11 protein-coding genes are annotated in these 18,980 nt (G+C 32.1%); 3 read left to right on the plus strand and 8 right to left on the minus strand.

What is annotated here, in order from left to right:
- Positions 1 to 145: 145 nt before the first annotated feature.
- The 4 genes from ACE193_RS17900 to ACE193_RS17915 all read right to left on the minus strand — a co-directional run bounded on the left by ACE193_RS17900 (position 146) and on the right by ACE193_RS17915 (position 7,130).
- Positions 146 to 3,556: a UvrD-helicase domain-containing protein gene (locus ACE193_RS17900; protein ID WP_375559590.1), complete on the minus strand. Its 3,411-nt coding sequence runs from the start codon at positions 3,554 to 3,556 to the stop codon at positions 146 to 148.
- A gap of 384 nt (positions 3,557 to 3,940) precedes the next feature.
- Complete coding sequence (locus tag ACE193_RS17905) at positions 3,941 to 4,528, minus strand: hypothetical protein (RefSeq protein ID WP_375559591.1); 588 nt, start codon at positions 4,526 to 4,528, stop codon at positions 3,941 to 3,943.
- Positions 4,529 to 4,760: 232 nt separating this feature from the next.
- Positions 4,761 to 5,480: a metallophosphoesterase gene (locus ACE193_RS17910; protein WP_375559592.1), complete on the minus strand. Its 720-nt coding sequence runs from the start codon at positions 5,478 to 5,480 to the stop codon at positions 4,761 to 4,763.
- An 18-nt stretch (positions 5,481 to 5,498) separates the two neighbouring features.
- Positions 5,499 to 7,130: a polyamine aminopropyltransferase gene (locus tag ACE193_RS17915; protein ID WP_375559593.1), complete on the minus strand. Its 1,632-nt coding sequence runs from the start codon at positions 7,128 to 7,130 to the stop codon at positions 5,499 to 5,501.
- A gap of 334 nt (positions 7,131 to 7,464) precedes the next feature.
- On the opposite strand from ACE193_RS17915, the gene ACE193_RS17920 reads away from it, so the two are divergent.
- Together ACE193_RS17920 and ACE193_RS17925 are read left to right on the plus strand one after the other, a co-directional pair.
- Positions 7,465 to 10,458 carry a S8/S53 family peptidase gene (locus tag ACE193_RS17920; protein WP_375559594.1) on the plus strand — a complete coding sequence of 998 codons (2,994 nt, stop codon included), beginning with the start codon at positions 7,465 to 7,467 and terminating at the stop codon, positions 10,456 to 10,458.
- 196 nt (positions 10,459 to 10,654) lie between these two features.
- Complete coding sequence (locus tag ACE193_RS17925) at positions 10,655 to 11,314, plus strand: porin family protein (RefSeq protein ID WP_375559595.1); 660 nt, start codon at positions 10,655 to 10,657, stop codon at positions 11,312 to 11,314.
- Between the two features lie 208 nt (positions 11,315 to 11,522).
- On the opposite strand, the gene ctlX is transcribed toward ACE193_RS17925, so the two are convergent.
- From ctlX to ACE193_RS17940, 3 genes are all read right to left on the minus strand, one after another.
- Positions 11,523 to 12,467, minus strand: a complete 945-nt coding sequence (gene ctlX, locus ACE193_RS17930) for a citrulline utilization hydrolase CtlX (RefSeq protein ID WP_375559596.1) — start codon at positions 12,465 to 12,467, stop codon at positions 11,523 to 11,525.
- A 36-nt stretch (positions 12,468 to 12,503) separates the two neighbouring features.
- Positions 12,504 to 13,421 carry a dimethylarginine dimethylaminohydrolase family protein gene (locus tag ACE193_RS17935; protein ID WP_375559597.1) on the minus strand — a complete coding sequence of 306 codons (918 nt, stop codon included), beginning with the start codon at positions 13,419 to 13,421 and terminating at the stop codon, positions 12,504 to 12,506.
- Positions 13,422 to 13,590: 169 nt separating this feature from the next.
- Positions 13,591 to 13,938 (minus strand): hypothetical protein, encoded by a 348-nt coding sequence (locus ACE193_RS17940; protein WP_375559598.1) that lies wholly within the window; start codon positions 13,936 to 13,938, stop codon positions 13,591 to 13,593.
- Positions 13,939 to 13,961: 23 nt separating this feature from the next.
- Between ACE193_RS17940 and ACE193_RS17945 the strand changes: the two genes are divergently transcribed.
- Positions 13,962 to 14,435: a hypothetical protein gene (locus ACE193_RS17945; RefSeq protein ID WP_375559599.1), complete on the plus strand. Its 474-nt coding sequence runs from the start codon at positions 13,962 to 13,964 to the stop codon at positions 14,433 to 14,435.
- A gap of 244 nt (positions 14,436 to 14,679) precedes the next feature.
- Here the strand turns inward: ACE193_RS17945 and ACE193_RS17950 are convergent, their stop codons facing one another.
- The gene (locus ACE193_RS17950) at positions 14,680 to 18,879 is read right to left on the minus strand and encodes a DUF445 family protein (RefSeq protein WP_375559600.1); all 4,200 of its coding nucleotides are present in this window, start codon (positions 18,877 to 18,879) and stop codon (positions 14,680 to 14,682) included.
- Positions 18,880 to 18,980: the final 101 nt, after the last annotated feature.

Consider the following 18,980-nt stretch of genomic DNA (forward strand, 5'->3'; position numbering starts at 1 on the left):
ATAAATTTGATAATTCTGTTTTGATAAAATAGCATCTGTTTAATTACCAAAATAGATGTTAATCAAAAGTATTGCCAAGTTTGCCGAAAGATTTTAAAAGTTAGTCGAAAATGTCATTGATTAATATTTTTTTATTAACCTAAAATTAATCCACTTCCACTACCTTCATTCTTTCAGTATAAACCAAAAAACGTCTGACGTTGCGTTTGCCCATTTGATAAAGAGCAGTTGCATAGCCGTTGATTTGTTGTTGGTGTTTTGGGTCTATTTGTCCCGTTTTGTAATCGATAAGAATGGCTGTATTGCCTTTTATCATCATACGGTCAGGGCGTAAAACTCTGCGATTTCCTTTTTGAATAATTTCTTGTTCGTTTAAGATTTTATACGCATTCGGATTGTTTGCGTTTTCTTTTTTGGAAATATCACTATCAGGACGAAAAAATTCTGCAATCTGTGGCAGCATCATGACATTTTTCATTTTGGTTTCTAAACTGTTTCGCTCATCTTGTGCAATAAGTCCTTCATTGATAAGACTTTGAACTGCTTTTGAAGTGTCATCTATGGTAAATATTTTTTCAAAAGCATAGTGCATCAAAAGACCATCCTTCCTAGAATCATAGAAATCTTCTACTGTCAGATAACTTTCGTCATAACGCAAATTATTCTTTCTGACTCTGATTTTATTTCTAGCTTCTGTACTGACGAGTTCTTTTATATTGAGCGATTCTTTATCACTAACCTTCGTTTTATGCTTTTTGTTTGATTTATCTTCGTGAATTATGTATTCTTGGGGTTTGATTTTTTGAATATTATCAGCCTCTCTCAAAAGAAAAAAACCTAATAAATCTGCAATATCTTTTACTTTATCGATATTAAAACTATCTTCTTTTGTGGTATCATTTGCTTTTGTTTTGACAGGCTTTTTATTTTCTAATTTGGAAACCTCTTTTGTCAGAATAAATAGTTTTTCAGTTGGGCGTGTCAGTCCAACATACAAATTATTAATTGCATCAATAAAATTTAGAGACCATTCTTTTTTATAATTCTCTGAAAAAATACCATCCTTCATCGAATCACGCATCGACAAAATCATTGTTGAGAGGTCTGGTGCGATCGGATTATCTTCCCATTCTACCCAAAGCTGACTCGTTCCTCGTGGCGTAACTTTCCAATCTGCAAACGGCATAATCACGACAGGAAACTCTAACCCTTTACTTTTATGAATCGTCATGACACGCAATGCGTTACCACCTTCAGGCGAAGAAATCGAAATACGTCCTTTTTTGCGTTCCCAATGTTCCAAAAAGTCCAATAAATTATCATTCTTGTTTCTACTAAATTCAAACAAAACATCAAGCAGTTTTTGAATATAAAGCTGTTCGGTATGATGGCGATAGAGTTCTAGTTCTCTAATCAGTTCTTCGGCAATTTCATACAACGAAAGATGACGAAGAACAGGCATCGAAAGTGTTTTTTTGAACTGTTCTTTTATTATTTTGGTAAAATTCTCTTCATCAACATTATTTATTTCATCTGCCAAATCAAAAGGAGGATTTTCAGATTGGTATTTTTGTTCTAAGTGATTCTCCAAAAACTCAATAATTTCTAGTTTTCGTGGCGCATCGTCGGGTTGTTGCAACAAAAACATAAAATTGATAATTGTCTGAACTACTTTTGAAGAAACCAAAAGCAAAGAATCGCCTGAAATGACAGGGATTTTTTGTTCGATAAATTTTTCTGCCAAATATGCGCCCATTCCATTTGTTCTGACCAAGATGGTAATGTCTTCTAGCTTGTAATCTTGTTTTTCTAAACTTTTTACCAAATCCAAACAATATTCAAAGGTACGTTCTTGATACACTTTTGTACTTTCTTTACTACTTTTTTCTACAAAACGAAGGGATACATGTCCACCTGCTTCAAAGACTGTTTTTTGGATAACTTCAGCATAATGAGAAGATAAATCTGGGCAAACCGAATCAAAACGTTTTCGTATGAAATGAAATAATTTGTTATTAAAATCCACAATGTTTGGGTCACTACGACGGTTTATTCCCAAAATTTGCTGATTTGCGTGTTCTTTAAAAATATCAGTATGTTCGGCAATCATAGAATCTGGGTCTGCACTTGGTACATTTGGAAGATTTACCAGCAAATCAGCATCGCCACTTCGCCAACGATAAATTGCCTGTTTTGCATCTCCAACGACCATACTACGCATTCCATTTGCCAAACTATTCGAAACGAGTGGAATCAAATTATGCCATTGCATCTTTGAGGTATCTTGAAATTCATCTATCAAAATATGCTTAAATTTTTCTCCAATACGCTCAAAAATATAAGGAACAGGCTCATTTTCAACTATTTTATTGATTTTTTCATTGAACTCACTCAAATAAACATGATTCTTTTTTTCTTTTAAATATTCAATTTGATTTCCTATTTCTTCTAAAAACATCATCTGAAAAATAAAACGGCGCATCATTCGGCTGTATGCATATTTTTCTTGAAACTCTGTTTTTAAGGCTTCGATTTTCAAAACCATCTCTTTTATTCTTGGCGAGAGTTCTTTTATGGCTTCCAAACTAGAGCCTTTTGTCGCTTTGGCTGCCCACTTATCTAATTTTAAACCATCATTTGCAATGTAGGAGTTGAGAGGTTTGTGTTTGTTCCATTCGTCTTTTACTTTTTCTTCATCTTTGGCGTAAGTCAAGACATAATTATAAATTCCTCGTGTGGAATAATGAAAATCCTTAGCTACTAATCCGTTTTCTTCAAAAGAACTCAATAAAATTCTGCCAAAATCTCCTGCTTGTGGAATAACCTCATTTTCTACCTTTTCGATATACGTCAGATAATCAGCTTTGACCATTTTTAGCTGTGTTTGGGTCAAGGCTTTTATTTTATCTACGGAGTATTTTTTAGCTTCTTCAAAAATGATTTTTCCAAAATCTAAAAGTCCTCTATCTACATTCCAGCTTTTCTCATCTTGGGTTTCTTTCAAGACAAATTCTTTCATTACTTCGCTCAAATGATTGTCGCCTCGCTCTCCGATTTTGTAGTACATTCGGCTAACGGCTTCTTCTAAGGCTTCTTCAATGTCTAATTGAATCTCAAAATTGGGTGGTAAATCCAAATCTTTGGTAAAAGCCTGTACAATTCGCTTAGAAAAGGAATCAATCGTAGAAACTGCAAAATCAGAATAGTGATGCAAAATAGTTTGATGCAATGCCTTCGAACGTCTTACAATTTCTTCTTTTGTAATCTCTATTTGTGGATATTCTTCTTTCAATTCCTTCAAAATATCATGAAACATAGAATCTTCTTCTGCCGTTTCCAAGACCGAAAAAGCATCCAATTTTGACACAATACGCTGTTTCATTTCCTTTGCAGCATCATTGGTAAAAGTTACAGCCAAAATATGACGGTAATAATGCACATCAAATTCGCCCAAAAGTTCTGGGTTCGGACTGGCTAAAGCAATCTTTATATATTCTTTAGTAAGCGTATAAGTCTTGCCAGAACCTGCTGACGAACGATAGATGGAGAAAAGCATCTTATTTGAGTTGTGAATGATGAATTATGAATGGTGAATTAAAATTACATTATTTTTTAGCATTTTGCTAATGGAGTGAACTAAAAGATACAAATTATATTACAACTTTGTAAGTAGTTCGTCTAAGCAAACTCTGACAATAGTTGAAGTACAACCACTATTTTTGCAACTATTGTCAAAGTCTGATTACAGACTATTGACAAAGTTTTTATAAAAAAATCCTCACTCCTTTTTTGATTGGAATGAGGAAGTTACTTGTTCTTTCGCAAGCATATACTTGCTGAAATAGTAGACACAAGGTAGAGCCAAAGTGGGTTTGTTGTTGATAAAGATACCGAAAATTACTTTTTTACTATTTTTGGTATCTCCACAAACTATAATCATCTACCATGTAATTATAAAAGTACAAGAATCTCCACCTGTTCGACGAGTAGGTTTAGTAGTATCTAATACAACCTTTGCTCTTGACTCAAAGCGTCTTGCCATTGCCTCCAAAATACCTTCATCGTACTCACTTACATTTGGGTTTTCACAAACACTAATAATTTTGTTTTCACCTTTAACAGCTTCATAACCATAGTAACCTATCCCTTCAGTTATTTGTCCTGTTTTTTCATCAAACATTAGTTTACCATTTTTTCTGTGATTCATGTGGTAAGCTATATTGATGGAGCTAATTGCCTTGTGTATATCATCAATTTCAGGAGGGAAATTAGCATTTTCAGGAATTTTTTTTCCAACTTTTTTTAGACTTGCTGGTCCAATTCGTTTTAAAACATCCTTTAGAATAGTAATTTTATCAGACAATAAATACCAGTCATTAGGCATTATTTGATAATTACCATCAACTAAAACACCTATTTGTCTTTCTTTTAGAATCGCTTTTCCTACAAGAGGAACTAAAGAAAGTGCATCCATAAAACTGAGAATATCTTGCCCATGCACTTCTACATCAGATAAGTCGTATGTCATCTTTTTTGTTTAAGTTAAATTATGAAAAATAAAAACTATTTAAAGCTGGTTATTTATTCTATTTACAGAATATAAAAATAGATTGATTTTTATAGCAGCTAAGATATAAAAAAATATCTTTATTATTTAATTCAAACAAATGTAATTTTTGTTAGCTTTCAATCACACCTCATAAATCCTTAATGTATGTTTGGAATGTTTTTTTCTATTATACGTTTAAAGATACTAACTTTTACTCAATATTTTTTTGTAAAATAAGCTCTAAGTTGTCCAAATTTAAGCTACAAAGATTACCAAGTTGCTTATAATCCAACACTTTGTGAGGTTTTGTATATACACCACCATTATCTAAGGGAATAACAGAAGCATTAGTAAATAGACTTTTTTGAATATCTATAAGATTGGTTGGCTGATGACCGTGTATGATTTTTTTGCCTTTCAAAAGTTCTTCTATCACTTGAAAACGCCGAATTTCTAGCATCGCTTTATAGTTTTGAAAAGGTTTTTTGTTGCAAAAATCAAAACCTGCATGGACTAAATAATAATCGTCTAATTCATAATAATAAGGCAGCGATTTTAAAAAGGCTAAATACTGTGGTTTTATTTTTGATTGCTCATCTACTATTCCTTTACACTTATTGATTTTTAGGAAAAGTCGAAACATACGTTCATTATACTCTTGACTGGCTTCTAAAAGATTGAGTTCATGATTTCCCATTAATGGAAAAATGGGATAACCATTGTCTTGCAAATACAAGATGTAATCAAGCACTCCTGCACTATCCACTCCTTTATCGATATAATCTCCCAAAAGAAATAAATAATCATCTTTTGTCAGTTGTATTTTATTCTCTACCAACGCTTTAAAAGTCTTGCTACAACCATGAATATCACTGATTACAAACCTTCTTCCCTTTGGTTTTTCTGTTATTTTGATGTGTTTTTGGTGCATTGTACTCCTTCATTTATTCTAATACATGTACCAATTTCCATCGTGATAATAACGATACAAAACAGGGTTATGAATAGTGTTTATTTCTAACTGTTTTACCTCTTCGCCATTTGTTTTCCATTTTTTACCAAACGAGGTAATTTGTAACATGGCATCATGATTAAGCCATTTTGTTTGTATATTTTTTATTTGAAGGCTTTGCATGGCTTTTTTAAGGTCTTGACTTTTGAGGTTTTTATTTCCAACTACCCAGCCCCATTCTCCCATTGTTAGCACTTGATTGTGCATAGGAAGAGTTTCGAATCCTGCTGCTTGCATTGTTTTGTCGATACAATCAAAAGCCTTTGCTGCATAATAAGGACTTCCTGCTTGAGTAACAATAATTCCTTGTGGTCGCAAATGTTGATAACAAAGTTGATAAAACTCTAAGGTATAAAGACGATTTACTTCAATCGTTTTGGGGTCTGGAAAATCTACAATCATGACATCATAAAAAACCATACTATCAGCCAAAAATGTAAAGGCATCATTATTATAGATTTTTACACGCTCATTATTCAATGAATTTTTGTTTACTTTCTTAACAATAGGATTTTCTTTTCCTAATTTTGTCATCGAAGGGTCTAAATCTACAAGTGTAATGCTATTGATAGTTGAATATTTCAAAACTTCTCTTGCAGCACAACCATCTCCACCTCCTAGAATCAAAACATCAATTTTACCTTCTTTTCTATATCCTGTATTATTTTGAGTTTCTGATTGTGTAGCAAGTTGCATAACTGGGTGTACAAGTGGTTCGTGATAAAGCCATTCATCAAAAGTACTAAATTGAAGATGAGAATTGAGGTACAACCAATAATCGTTTTTGTATTGTGTCATGACTATTTTTTGGTAGCGACTTTGCTCTTCAAAAACAATTTTGTCTTTATAGCGTTTTTGTTCGCCATAACGAACAACAGGTTTTGCACTTATGAGTCCAAAAATAATAACCCCTAAAACAGCTAAACTAATTCCCTTCAAGTTTGCTTGCCAATTTCCTGCAAAAAGAGGTTTTAACGTAAAAAGAACCAAAACACCAACTAAAAAATTAATTATTCCAAGAATAAAAGGAGTATAAGTCAGACCAATAAAAGGCAGTCCAATAAAAGCAAAAAATACACCTCCGAGCAAAGAACCATAATAATCCTTTTCCATGACAGAGGAGATATTAAAACGCAACTCTTCATAGTTTTCATTAATACGAGTAACAAGAGGAATTTCAAAACCAATCAAAAGACCAATTAGAATACTTAATGTGTAAATTACAATACCTATCCACTCACTTATTGAAGCAATTCCGTAGGTCAGAAGTGAACAAAAAGAAACAAGGACAGATAAAATAAGCTCACAGGCAATAAAAAGCTCAATAAGGTTTTTCTTAAAAAACTGACTCAAACGACTACCCAAACCCATCGAGAAAAGCATTACCGAAACAATAAGTGTAAATTGTTTGACAGAATCACCTAGAAAATAAGTAGCTAAAGTAGAAAGAATATATTCAGCTACAATCCCTGAAAGCCCTGTGGCAAAGAGAGCGACTTTAAGTGTACGAGAAGGAGTCCAAAAAGAATTAAATGAAAGAAAGGGAGAACGAGGTTTATTTTTATCCATTAGGAATGATGAATGTTATATAAATTACAAAATTGCTCAAAGGTCTGAAAAATAAATTAGTTTCTAAAAACTTAAATAATAATTTCCTTTGATTGTGAAATGTTAATTTTTCAGAAAAAACCATAAGAGTTAAATTCAATATTGAAAAAATTCAATATTTATTCTTTTTCAAGGTATAAAGTTAATATATTTGTAAAGTGGGCTATTTTACCTCAAACATAGAACTGTATCATGCAATTTAGTTTTACAACTAAATAAACCACTACATTCAATTATCAGGATATTAAATATACTGCTCTTCTATTTATTAACTTCAAATTAACTAAAAACCATAATGCATAATAAGATTAATACTTATCTAAGTGCATTTTGCTTGGTAGGTTTATTTATGTTCTCCCTGAACGTATTTACCAACATAGCAGAAGCACAAACACAATTTTCAAAAAAATCAAATTACAAACTTCCAAAAGGTATCACTACAGATGATATCGAAGCAGGTCGTGTTTGGTTTACACTCAAGCCAGAATATAGAAATGCTTTTCAGAGTAGTAATGCTCTTTCTAGGCTTATTAGTCAGCGTTCAAGCACACCAATAAACCAGCCTTTTCCTCAAACTGAAGCAAGAAAGCAGTTTAGAAAAACAAAGAAAGATAAAAATATTTCAGGTGTAGATTTGTCATTGATTTATAAAGTCAGTTTACAAGAAAATGTAAGCATCTTTCAAATGATTGATGAGTTGATGGCAACAGGAATGGTTGCAATAGCAGAACCTGTACCTGCCAATAAAATGTATTACACACCAAATGATACAGAAATTTCAAGACAAAATTACCTTACTACTATCAAAGCCTTCGAAGCATGGGAAATCTCAAAGGGAGATTCTACTGTTTTGGTAGGTATTGTAGATTCAGGTTTTGATTTTAATCATCCAGATTTAATAGATAAAGTATATTACAATCAAAATGACCCTATTGATGGTGTTGATAATGATAATGATGGATACATTGATAATCACTACGGTTGGGATTTTGCTGGAGAAACTATTCCTGATGATTTTCAATTAGTACAAGACAATAATCCTCAGTTACCAACAGCAGGAATTGACCACGGTATTTCGGTAGCAGGTTGTGCAGCAGCTTCTACAGATAATGACTTAGGTATTGCTGGTACTGGTTTTAATGTAAAATTAGTAAATACAAAACACTCTGCAGATGACTCACCAGGAAGTTTGAGTATCGTAGATGGGTATTCAGGAATTGTATTTATGGCTGAAACAGGTGTAAAAATCATTAACTGTTCTTGGGGAGGTTCTTTTCCAAGCCAAATAGGAAGAGATATTGTAAAGCGAGTAATTGATGACTTTGGTTGTTTGGTAATTGTAGCAGCAGGAAATGATGGGCAAAATTTGGCTCAATTTCCAGCTAGTTATGAGGGTGTAATGTCAGTTGCTTCAAGTACTTCAATTGATGCTGCTTCAGGGTTTACAAATTATGATTATAGTGTTGATATTATTGCACCAGGTTCTGGTATTTATACTACTGTACATAATACAGCTAGTGGTGGACAATATGAAAGCACTTCGGGTACTTCTTTTGCTTCACCGATTGTAGCAGGTGCAGCAGCTCTTACTTGGTCATACCGTCCAGAACTTACTCCAATTCAAGTTGGAGAACTTTTACGTATTACAGCTGATCCTATTGAGGGTGCTTTAGCTCCAAAATATGCAGGAAAAGTTGGACATGGGCGTTTGAATATGGAACGTGCACTTACTGAGTTTCCTGTTTCCGTTCGCATGACAAAATTTGAGTTTGTAAGTGCTGCTGATGGTGGTATTCCTTATGCAGGAGATGATGCATTCTTTAATGCTGAATTTGTTAGTTATTTAGCTCCTAGTGAATCAGGTTTTCAAATTAAAGTAGAAACGATTGATAATAGTTTATCTGTTAATGGTAATGATGTTATTTTTGAAGGAGTAATGAATACAAACCAAACAGTTACTAGCGAGAATCAAATTAGACTACAAATAAATCCTGATTTAGAAAACTTTGGAGTTGTTACATTACGTATTACTTATACACAAGATGGCTATCAAACCCAAGAATTTGCTTCAGTTTCTGTAAACCCTACTTTTCTTATTATTGAGAAAAATGATATAAGAACTTCTATGGATAGTAGAGGAACGGTTGGAAGACATGACGAATCAACTATTGGAGAAGGATTTATATATAATGGAGTCCAAACACTTTATGAGTTAGGATTAATGTTTACTTCTTCTGGAAACAAATTATCAAATGCAGTTCGTTCTACAAATGGAAATTACAATGATGATTTCAGAATTATTACACCTATTGCTGTGATTCCAGCAGAAGAAGATGAGCCTACAAAACAACTATGGCAAACAAAATTCAATGATGATGGTGCAGTAAGTACAAAACTTTCTGTAAATACAACACAGACAATACAAGTTTGGACAGATGAAGGTGCAGAAGATTTTGTAATCGTAGAATACGTTTTTGAAAACACAAAAAATCAAGATATTACAGATTTTTATGCAGGTCTGTATGGAGATTGGGATATTGGTGATGAGTCAGGCGATAATGAGGTACAATGGAAAGATGATTTGAATGCTGCTATTATAACATCAAAAGTAAATGGGATGCCTAGTATTGGAGTTACTCTTGTAGATTTATTTATTGACAAAATAACACATTCATTAATATCTAATGATGAAACATTTTCAGGAACTCCCTATGGTGTGTATGATGGATTTACAGACACAGAAAAAATACAAGCACTTAAAGGTGATGATGTTCAGACAATTGGTTTACTTGAAGGAACTGATGTAAGCGCAACTGTTTCGGCAGGTCCTTATACTATCCCAGCAGGAGAAAAAATTGTAATTGCATTTATATTAGCAGCAGGAAATGATGAAGCAACTATTGAATCAGCATTTACAAAAGCAAATGAACTATATACTCCTTCAATTCAAGTAAATGATGACGACGACGATGACGACGACGATGATGACGATGATGATGACGACGACGATGATGATATAACAGGAATTGAATATGAAAATGAGCTTGCAAAAGCAATTCGTGTATTCCCTAACCCTACATCTAATGAAGTAAATATTGATATTAGTGCTTTAAATAGCAATGAGCCTATTGAATTTACGGTACTCAATATCTTAGGACAACAAATTCTTAAAACTACACTTACTCAAGGGCAAACTACGCTTAAAGTAGATACGCTTCCAGCAGGACAGTATATTTTGAGATTTAATAATGGAAAAACAGTAGGAACAAAAACGCTAATCATTAAATAATTAGTCTTTTTAGATTCTATTTATAAATAATTAAAAATGTCTTATTCTTATAGAATAGGACATTTTTTTTGAATTTATATTTTTTATACTCTTACAGATATTAATATGCAATTTTCAAAAATGAAACAAAAATAGCTTAAAAACGTTCTTATTACTGAATCATTTTTTTTATTCAAATTTTTTAAACTTTATTTTTATGAACACATTCAGCAAATCACCCTCTAAACTTTTCTTTGCCCTTATTCTTGTGGCAACTATTACATTATCTATTAGCTTCTCTTCTTATGCACAATCTACTACTTCCTTGGGTCTAAAAGGTGGTGTAAATATAGCCAACTTTAGAGGTGAAGATGTGGAAGATTTTGATAGTAGAACAGCATTTAATCTTGGTTTAGTCCTTAATTATAGCGTTGCAGAAAAAGCAGGGATTTCTTTAGAAGCAGACTATGCTTCAATGGGAGCAAAATATGATGGTAGTATTTTAGGAGTTAATACAGGAGAGTACACAACAAAATTAGATTATTTAAGAACAACACTTCTTTTCAATTATTACATGGGAACTAGCGAAATGGATATTCGCCCAGAATTATTTGCAGGACCTTATCTTGGTTTTTTATTAAATGGTCAAAGTAAGTTTGAAGACGGAGATTATAATGATGTAAAAGACAACTATAAAAGTACAGATTTTGGTGCTGCATTTGGTGCAGGGCTTCATTTGAGAGTAGGAGAAAGAATGTGGTTAGTACCTGATGTACGTTATAACTTAGGTCTTTCAAATATTTTTGATGCTGGAAATATAGAAGGTCGTAATGGTGTGTTATCTGTAAATTTAGGTCTTACTTTCCCTTTAAACTAAGTCATTTAATTTAAGGAATTAGAAAAACTATTTTCAAAATGCTTCAAAATTATATTAATATAATTTTGAAACATTTTTTTTATAAGAAAGAAATATATATCCTCAAAATTGAATTTTTCTAATTCTAATTATACTTTACCTCTGCTCTACAAAACTAACTTTATTTTGTGGGCATTACTGATACAATTATTGGTGTAATTCAAAATGTCTAGACTTTTGGTAAAAATACTTCTGCCATCATACATCTAGCACTTCCACCACCTAGGGCTTCAATAGTATCTAATGAGCTACTCAAAATTTCACAGTATTTTTCAATTTGCTCTTTCTGATTATCATTTAATGATTGATGGGCTGCTGCTGACATCACTAAATAAGGTTTTCCATCTGTTCCGTTTACCTGTAACATATTACCTGCAAAGTGATGTTTTTGGTCTTCACTGATTTCGATTATTTCTTTTCCTGTGTTTTCCAAATTCTCAATTACAGTTTTTCTTTCTAGTTTGTCATCGATAGATGCAGTACATAAAATTGCTATTTTATCTGCTACACACATCATTACATTGGTATGATAGATAGGCAATCTTTTTCCATCTACGGTTTGATTAGCCGTAAACTTGACAGCTTTATAACCAAATTTATCACAAAAATCAGCCAAAACTTTTTCATCTGTTCGGATAGAAATTGCAGCATAAACAATTTTATTAGGTCTGTCTAAAATCATACTTCCTGTACCTTCCAAAAAATGCTCGTCTTTTTCGTGGCTTGAAAAATCAATAACTTCACTAATTTTTAATCCTTCGGTAGTTTGTAATTTCTCTAAAATATCTGCTCGTCTTTCTAGTCTTCTGTTTTCTGCAAACATAGGATATAAACCGACTTTCCCATCCGAATGAAAGGAAACCCAATTATTTGGAAAAATAGAATCAGGTGTGCTTGGCTCAGGTGTATCTTCTATTACAATGACATTTATTGTCTTACTTCTTAATTTTTCTACAAAATCACTAAATTCTTTAGCTGCTTTTAATTGAATTTCAGATGCACTCAATCCTTCTATGGCAGTTTGATAATAATTATTTACTGCTGTTTGTTCATTGAATCTAAATTGAACAGGACGAATCATCATTAGTGTAGAGGTGCTTTGTTGGTTTGTCATCTGATTATTTTTTACGGATTTTATGAGGTAATAATTTTATTTGGCTCTTTCTAATGGTAAAGTTGAGCATCTTAACAATCCTTCCATCTTGGAAATTTCGGAATACGGAACTTTCTCTACTATAAATCCTTTGTCTTCTAAAATAGTAGCTAGACGAGTGAAGTTTTTCTCCAAAACTACTACTTTCGGACTAATAGAAAAAACATTTGAATTCATTTCATACATCTCATCTCGGCTAATATGAATTAAATTCTCTTCTCCAAAATATGCTTTCAAGTAATTATAATCTTCTTCAAATTTAAATCCTTCTTTATAAATAATTGCTTGATTATCTCCAATAGGCTGAAAACAACAATCTAAATGCAAAGCATTGTCTTTGGCTACTTTATCTGATTTGTTGAGTTGAAATCCTTTTACAGTTTTATTAGGAAATTCGGTAGCTAAAAAATCTAAACCTGCTTTGTTGGTTCTGGCAACTACGTATTTGTCAAAGTCTTCTTTTTCTGAATAACCCACAAAAATATGGTCTTTCCAAGGCATCACATCTCCTCCTTCAATTCTTACACCTTCGGGAACTGAAATAATATGTGTAGGCTTAATTTTATCTAAAATATACTGAATTCCTTTTATTTCTTCTTTTCTGTCTTTAAGAATTGTTGGTTTTATGAATTTATCTTCAATTACAAAACCAATATCTCTAGCAAAAATTTGGTTATAATCTTCAATAATTTCTGGGCGATATACTTTTACATTATATTTTTCTAAAATAGTTACAAATGCTTTTATTTCAGCTACCATATCCTCCTCTTTGGGGTAAGTACCAGCAACAATATGTTCTTTTGACTTTGGGTCATAAGCTTCATCAAAATGAGGAGTACGCCCAACACCCCTAGCAGCTCCTAAAATTACAGCTTTTAGAGGGGAGGTCTCATCATTTACAAATAAGTTTATCATGGATTGAATTTTTTAATAGAAAAATCTGAATCTTTTTGTTAAAATTTTATTTTACAAAGATTGCAAATTTAATTCAATATTGCATTTCAATGCCCTATTAATACTTCATTTGATGAATTATACACTGTTAAAATAAATATTGAGTTCTGTATATTTCATGTTTTTTTCTTCAAAAATGGTGGCAGAATTCCTTTTCCATTAAATCAGAATCTAAAACCCTAAATACTATTTGGAAATCACTATTATCCATTCCTGTAATATATCCTTGTCCTTTTATTACTTCTTGTTTAGAATTATATATTTTTAGTTGTGGAATAATTCTCGTTGTTAATAATTTATCATCTGGGTAATCAGTAGCTAGTTCAATATTAAAATCTTGACAAAATGACTTGAAAAATGAGTAAGGAGAAAGAATATTTTCAAAGTTTATTTCTCCATAAACCATTCCCATAGAAACATCAGCATATTCTAATTTAGTCGTGCCGATTAGCTTGTCCTTTAATTTTATAGAATACATTTTTGTAGAAAACAATAATAAACATGAATCTAAATAACCTTACAAATTTAATCAATAAACTCACAGAATTTGGAACAAGCCCAAAAGTAGAATATGAAGATAAAATTCTTGAACTCAAAATATTATTAGTAGAAATTTATGCTCATTTTCTAAATAGTGATTCTTCTCAATTAGAAGATGATAAAAAAGATGATGATGAAATTGACCCACCTAATTTTGATTATAACGAAACAAGAAAAATTGTAGAAAGTAACTTTCCAGATTTGGGTTGGTATAGCACTACCCTAGAAATAAATGAAACGTGGAAAGAAAGTAATTTAGCAATAGGAGATGCTATTGATGATTTGACAGATATAATTAATGATTTATTAGAAATAAAATGGCGTTTTGAAAATACAACTGAAAAAAAAGCTCTGTGGTATTTTGAATTACTGATGCGTATTCATTCTGAACAGCATTTGGTGGATTTGCTTAAATATTTGAAGGATAGAGAGTGATTTAATTAGAAATTATACCAAAATAAAAGTTATTTTTCCATTTACGTATTTCTCGTTCAAGCATTTTGCTTGGACGCTCTTTTTTGTCAGCATATGCTGACAGAATAGGTAGACACAAGATAGAATCTTGCGCCAGTAAAAGGGTAATTCAATATTTATATTATAATAGTTCTTCAAGAATTGCATTTTGTATTATCCTGTATTTCATCATATAAATCATAAAAATCACTCGCTAATTAATTATTTACTCCACATAATCCAATCCAAGTTCTAAAAGAAAATCCAACATAAAACCAAACACCATCCCAAAACCAAAACCATACTGAACAAGTCTGTCAAAATATTTCTTAGCAAAAGAATTAAATAAGGCTTCTATTTCTTTTGGTGGCATCTGCGAAACTTCGGCAATAACAATATCTTTTATCGGAATAGAAGCTAAAATATGAGGCAATTCTTCTTGTAAAGCCTCCAAACCTGCATTCAATAAAAGCTCAACTACAAAACCCTTACTTTCGTTTGGAATATTTTTGAGTGTTGGGAGGAGATTTTTTTGGATAAAATGAGATAAGGCTTCCTCAAAAAGTTCTTTGTTTTTAGGTTCGTCTAGTTGTTTTTGAATGGCTTTTGCGAGGTCGTTTTCCAAAATCTGCCAATCTACAAATTCATCAACAGGAATTTTCTTTATTCGCTCAAATAAAAGTGCTATCACTCTTCGTCCTTGTGCATCTAGCGCAGCTGAATTCAAAATTTGCTTACTTACTTTTTCAATGGTTTGTCTGAGAGCTGGCTTATTGATTCTTTCCCATAAAGCCGTATTCGAACTCAAATTATTTTCTTGATTTTCGAAGCTATTTTTCTGTAAGATAGATTCAATTACACCAATAATAAGTTCATTTGGCTTTTCTTGTAACTGTGTTCTGTGAGAAAAATAATGCGTTCTGAGATGTTTTCCTGCTAGTTTTAATTCTGTTTGAAGTAAGTTTTGTAAATCTTCTAAAGAATGAATATCAGTAACAGAAATAAATGTCGAAACTTTGGTCTGAAAAAGTGTATTCAAAAGTTGATTTGTCAAGTCTCTGACTGCTTTTTGTGTCGTTTCATTTCCTAAAAGATTCGAAACCGTTTTTTCTAAATACGAATTATTGAGTTTTACGCCTACTTCTCCTAATGAAACTTCTCCAATTCGTTCTACTTCGTTATGAACCAAACGATGTACACTTTCAATTTCCTTTAATAAAAATTTTGGAATTCCTTCTGTGGCGAGTTCTTTCGCTGTTTTTTTGATTGCTTTTTTATAAATAAAAGCTGCTTTTTGCTCAGAATAGGCTTTTTCATAAACTTGATTAGCTACTTCTTCGCTATTTGAAGTGAGCCATTCTGCGCCTGTTTCTATCATTTTTTGAATGATAAAATCAATATTATTTGTAAGAAGACTAAGTAAAGAGCCATCAAATAATTCTCCTATTTTTTTCTCATCAGCAATTTCTGTCGAAATATGTTTATCAATAAATTCAAATACTTTTGCTTGTGTTTTGGTATTTTGAAGCTGTTGGACTAAATAATCAGATAATTTTATTTCTAAATTACGAGTTTGCTTTTTGCTGATATAACTCTGAATTGTTCTTTCAGTTGCTTTTTCTGCAAACTCTGAATTAAGCTGTTTTATTAAAAAATTGATTTGTTCATCACTATCAATTTTTTCAAAAAATGAATCCATTTCTAAGCTAATCCAGTTTTTGATTTTGTCATACAAAACTGTTCTTACAGATTGTGGCAGCGCATCGCCTAATGTTTCGTGGCTTTTTAAATAACTTTCAATTTGCTCAAAAGCCGTTTCTGAAACCAAACTAGAAAGTGAGTCATCTTGAATATATTTCAAAACTGTACTTTCAAAAGAAGAAGTATCAATGTCTTCTAAAGTAAATTTTTGGTAAGGCTGAATTCCTTTTTTGAGTAAAGAAGATAGTTTACTTTCTGAGCTTTCTTGATTTGTCGTATTTTCATCATTTTCTTTTGTGAAGTTTTCTACCAAATTCCAACCCAAACCAGCCCCTTTTTGAGCAATGAAAGCCTTATAATCTTCTGTATATTCATAAATTTTGGCATAATTATCAGACTGAATCCAATTTTTAGCACCGTTTAGAATTTTATCTTTATTTGTATCAAAGGAAGTTCTCAAACCTTCTTCATTCATCAATTTATTACCCACAAAATTTCCCATATTCTCAGCAAAACGACCTCTATTTTTGATGACAATCCCTGGAGTAAGAGGAACAGAAACAGTTTTTCCAGTCAGAGGAAAATATTTTTTTTCGTAAGGTTTAAAAATCATTTGTAGTGCAATCCAATTTGTACCCAAACCAGTTGCGCCATACGCAAGTGCAGGAACAGTATATTTCAATGCTAAATGATTAATTTCAGGCATTCCAGCCAAAGCACCACCAGCAATTCCACCCCAAAGTGCACCCAAAGCTGTAATTGGTTTGAGTTCTTTTCCCATAAATTTTTCTACCATCGTTCGGATAGTTTCAGGCGATTGTTGGCTCAAATTAAGCTGAACAACCTCTTCTATTCTCCCCTCAACAAGTGTATCCAAATTTTGAACTAAAAATTTGTGTAGCGTTTTGGATAAATCTTCCGAAATACTAGGAAACTGTTTTAAAGAAGTTAAATAATTTTTGACCTCATCATTTTCTACATTTTTCAGAAACTCTATAGTATATGAATCTGCTCTTTCGGTAAGTGCAATGGCTAACTCTTCGATTTGGTCTGCCGAAATAAGGCGACTAATTGGCTGCTCATTTACCCTTGCAGAAATATGTTTTGAAAGAAATTCAGCTATTTCGGTATGATGATTTTGAGATTTATTGACTGCCCACTTTTCAAAATTGATAGCTAGTTTTTTGCGCTGTTCGGCTGCAATAAGTTCATTTAAAGGTGTTTCAAGGGTTTTATCTAACCGTTTGTTTAATTCTTTAGTCAGACGTTCTGAAAATCTAGGATTAAAAATAAGAGTCTGAACAGAATCTTTTCTAAATTTATTCAGGTTAGCCAGTAAAAACGGAATTAGCTTTTCAATAGGAATAAATTCTCCAATTTCTTTTTCTAAAAATATTTTGGCGAGTGGCATTACATCCATACGATTGAGTGCATCACCTACATTTTTACGCAAAATTTTGGTCAGAGAAACAACTGTATTTTGGGTTTTGAGTCCAGATACAATTTCGCCTATACTTTTGCTTTCCAAATATTCGACGACTTGCTGCGTGAGTTCTTTCGAAACTTCTTGAGGATTACGACGGTAGGAGTCAATAATTCCAGTTACTTTTCCAATAATATCAGTCGATTGACTGATACTTCCCACAAAAACTTGAACCAACCAGTTTTTAAAACCCGATTCTACATTACTTGTAAAGGTTTGGTCAATCAAAATTTCTAATTCTCTTTGACGAGAATACAACCAACCAATTACTTTTACCAAAATGGCAGGAAATTGATGAGCAAAGAATTTTTCTAAAGTTGTTTTTGTGTTTTTATCTAGGAGTTCGAAAATCGTTTTTTCTTCTTTTTCTAATGTATTTATCAAGAAATCAGAAAAGACATCAATGATTTTTATTCCTTCTTCTGTTTCTAAAATGGCTTGCAAACGCTGCAAAATTTCTTTTACCAAATGCTGTGCTTTTTCTTCTCCTAAAATATCTAGTAAACGCTTTTTAGAAATTCGTTCAGCTAGATTGGTAACCAGTTCTTCAATTTCTAATTCTTCAAAAGTTTGATTGATAAGGTTTTCTATTGGTTTTTTGTGCTGTGCTTCTAATAAAAGATGTAAATCGGCAGTCAGAAAATGCAATTCATCTTTAATTGTTTTTTGTAAATCTTGATGAATAAAAGACGAAATAGATTCATTTCCAATCTCATCGGCAAAATCACGCACCAATTTTTCCAAACTTTTCCATTCTGAAACGCCAGCCATCAATTCGCTGACAATATTTTTACTTACACTTTGCCATTGCTCGTCCGAAATGGCATCACCTAAAGTCGTTTCTTTTGAAAGGTGAAGCAAAAATGGTTCTAAGGTTTGAGGCAAATTACTTTTTGCTTGTTCTCTAATTACGTTTGTTGTTTCCTTAAATTTAGGAATGTCTTGCAGCGTAAAATTTTCAGAAACAGAACTTGCTAGTTTGGTTTCTATATAGGTTTGAACTGTTTTTTGAAGTGCTTTTTTAAAGTCTTCATTTTCTACTTGTGGCAGCAGCGTTTTATGATTCAAAATATCACGTTCGACGAGTTTACTGATATTCAATACAAATTCGTGATGCGTTTTTAGGAAAATTCCTCCCAAACCAAAACGTTTTCTAAAAAGCATTTGAATTGCCAAATCATTTGTGATATATCCCACAAATGCGCCTGTGAGTGCTTTTGCTGCGTAAGTAAGTCCGACCATAAAAAGGTTATTGTATTTTGTGTCGTCGGTGGGGACACCGACAACGGCAATTTAGCTGTTTTTCTGAAAGTAAAAAAAAAATCTATTTAGTAAGAACGTAA

The sequence above is a fragment of the Bernardetia aquimarina genome (assembly GCF_042180575.1).
In the GTDB taxonomy this organism is placed as follows: Bacteria; Bacteroidota; Bacteroidia; order Cytophagales; family Bernardetiaceae; genus Bernardetia.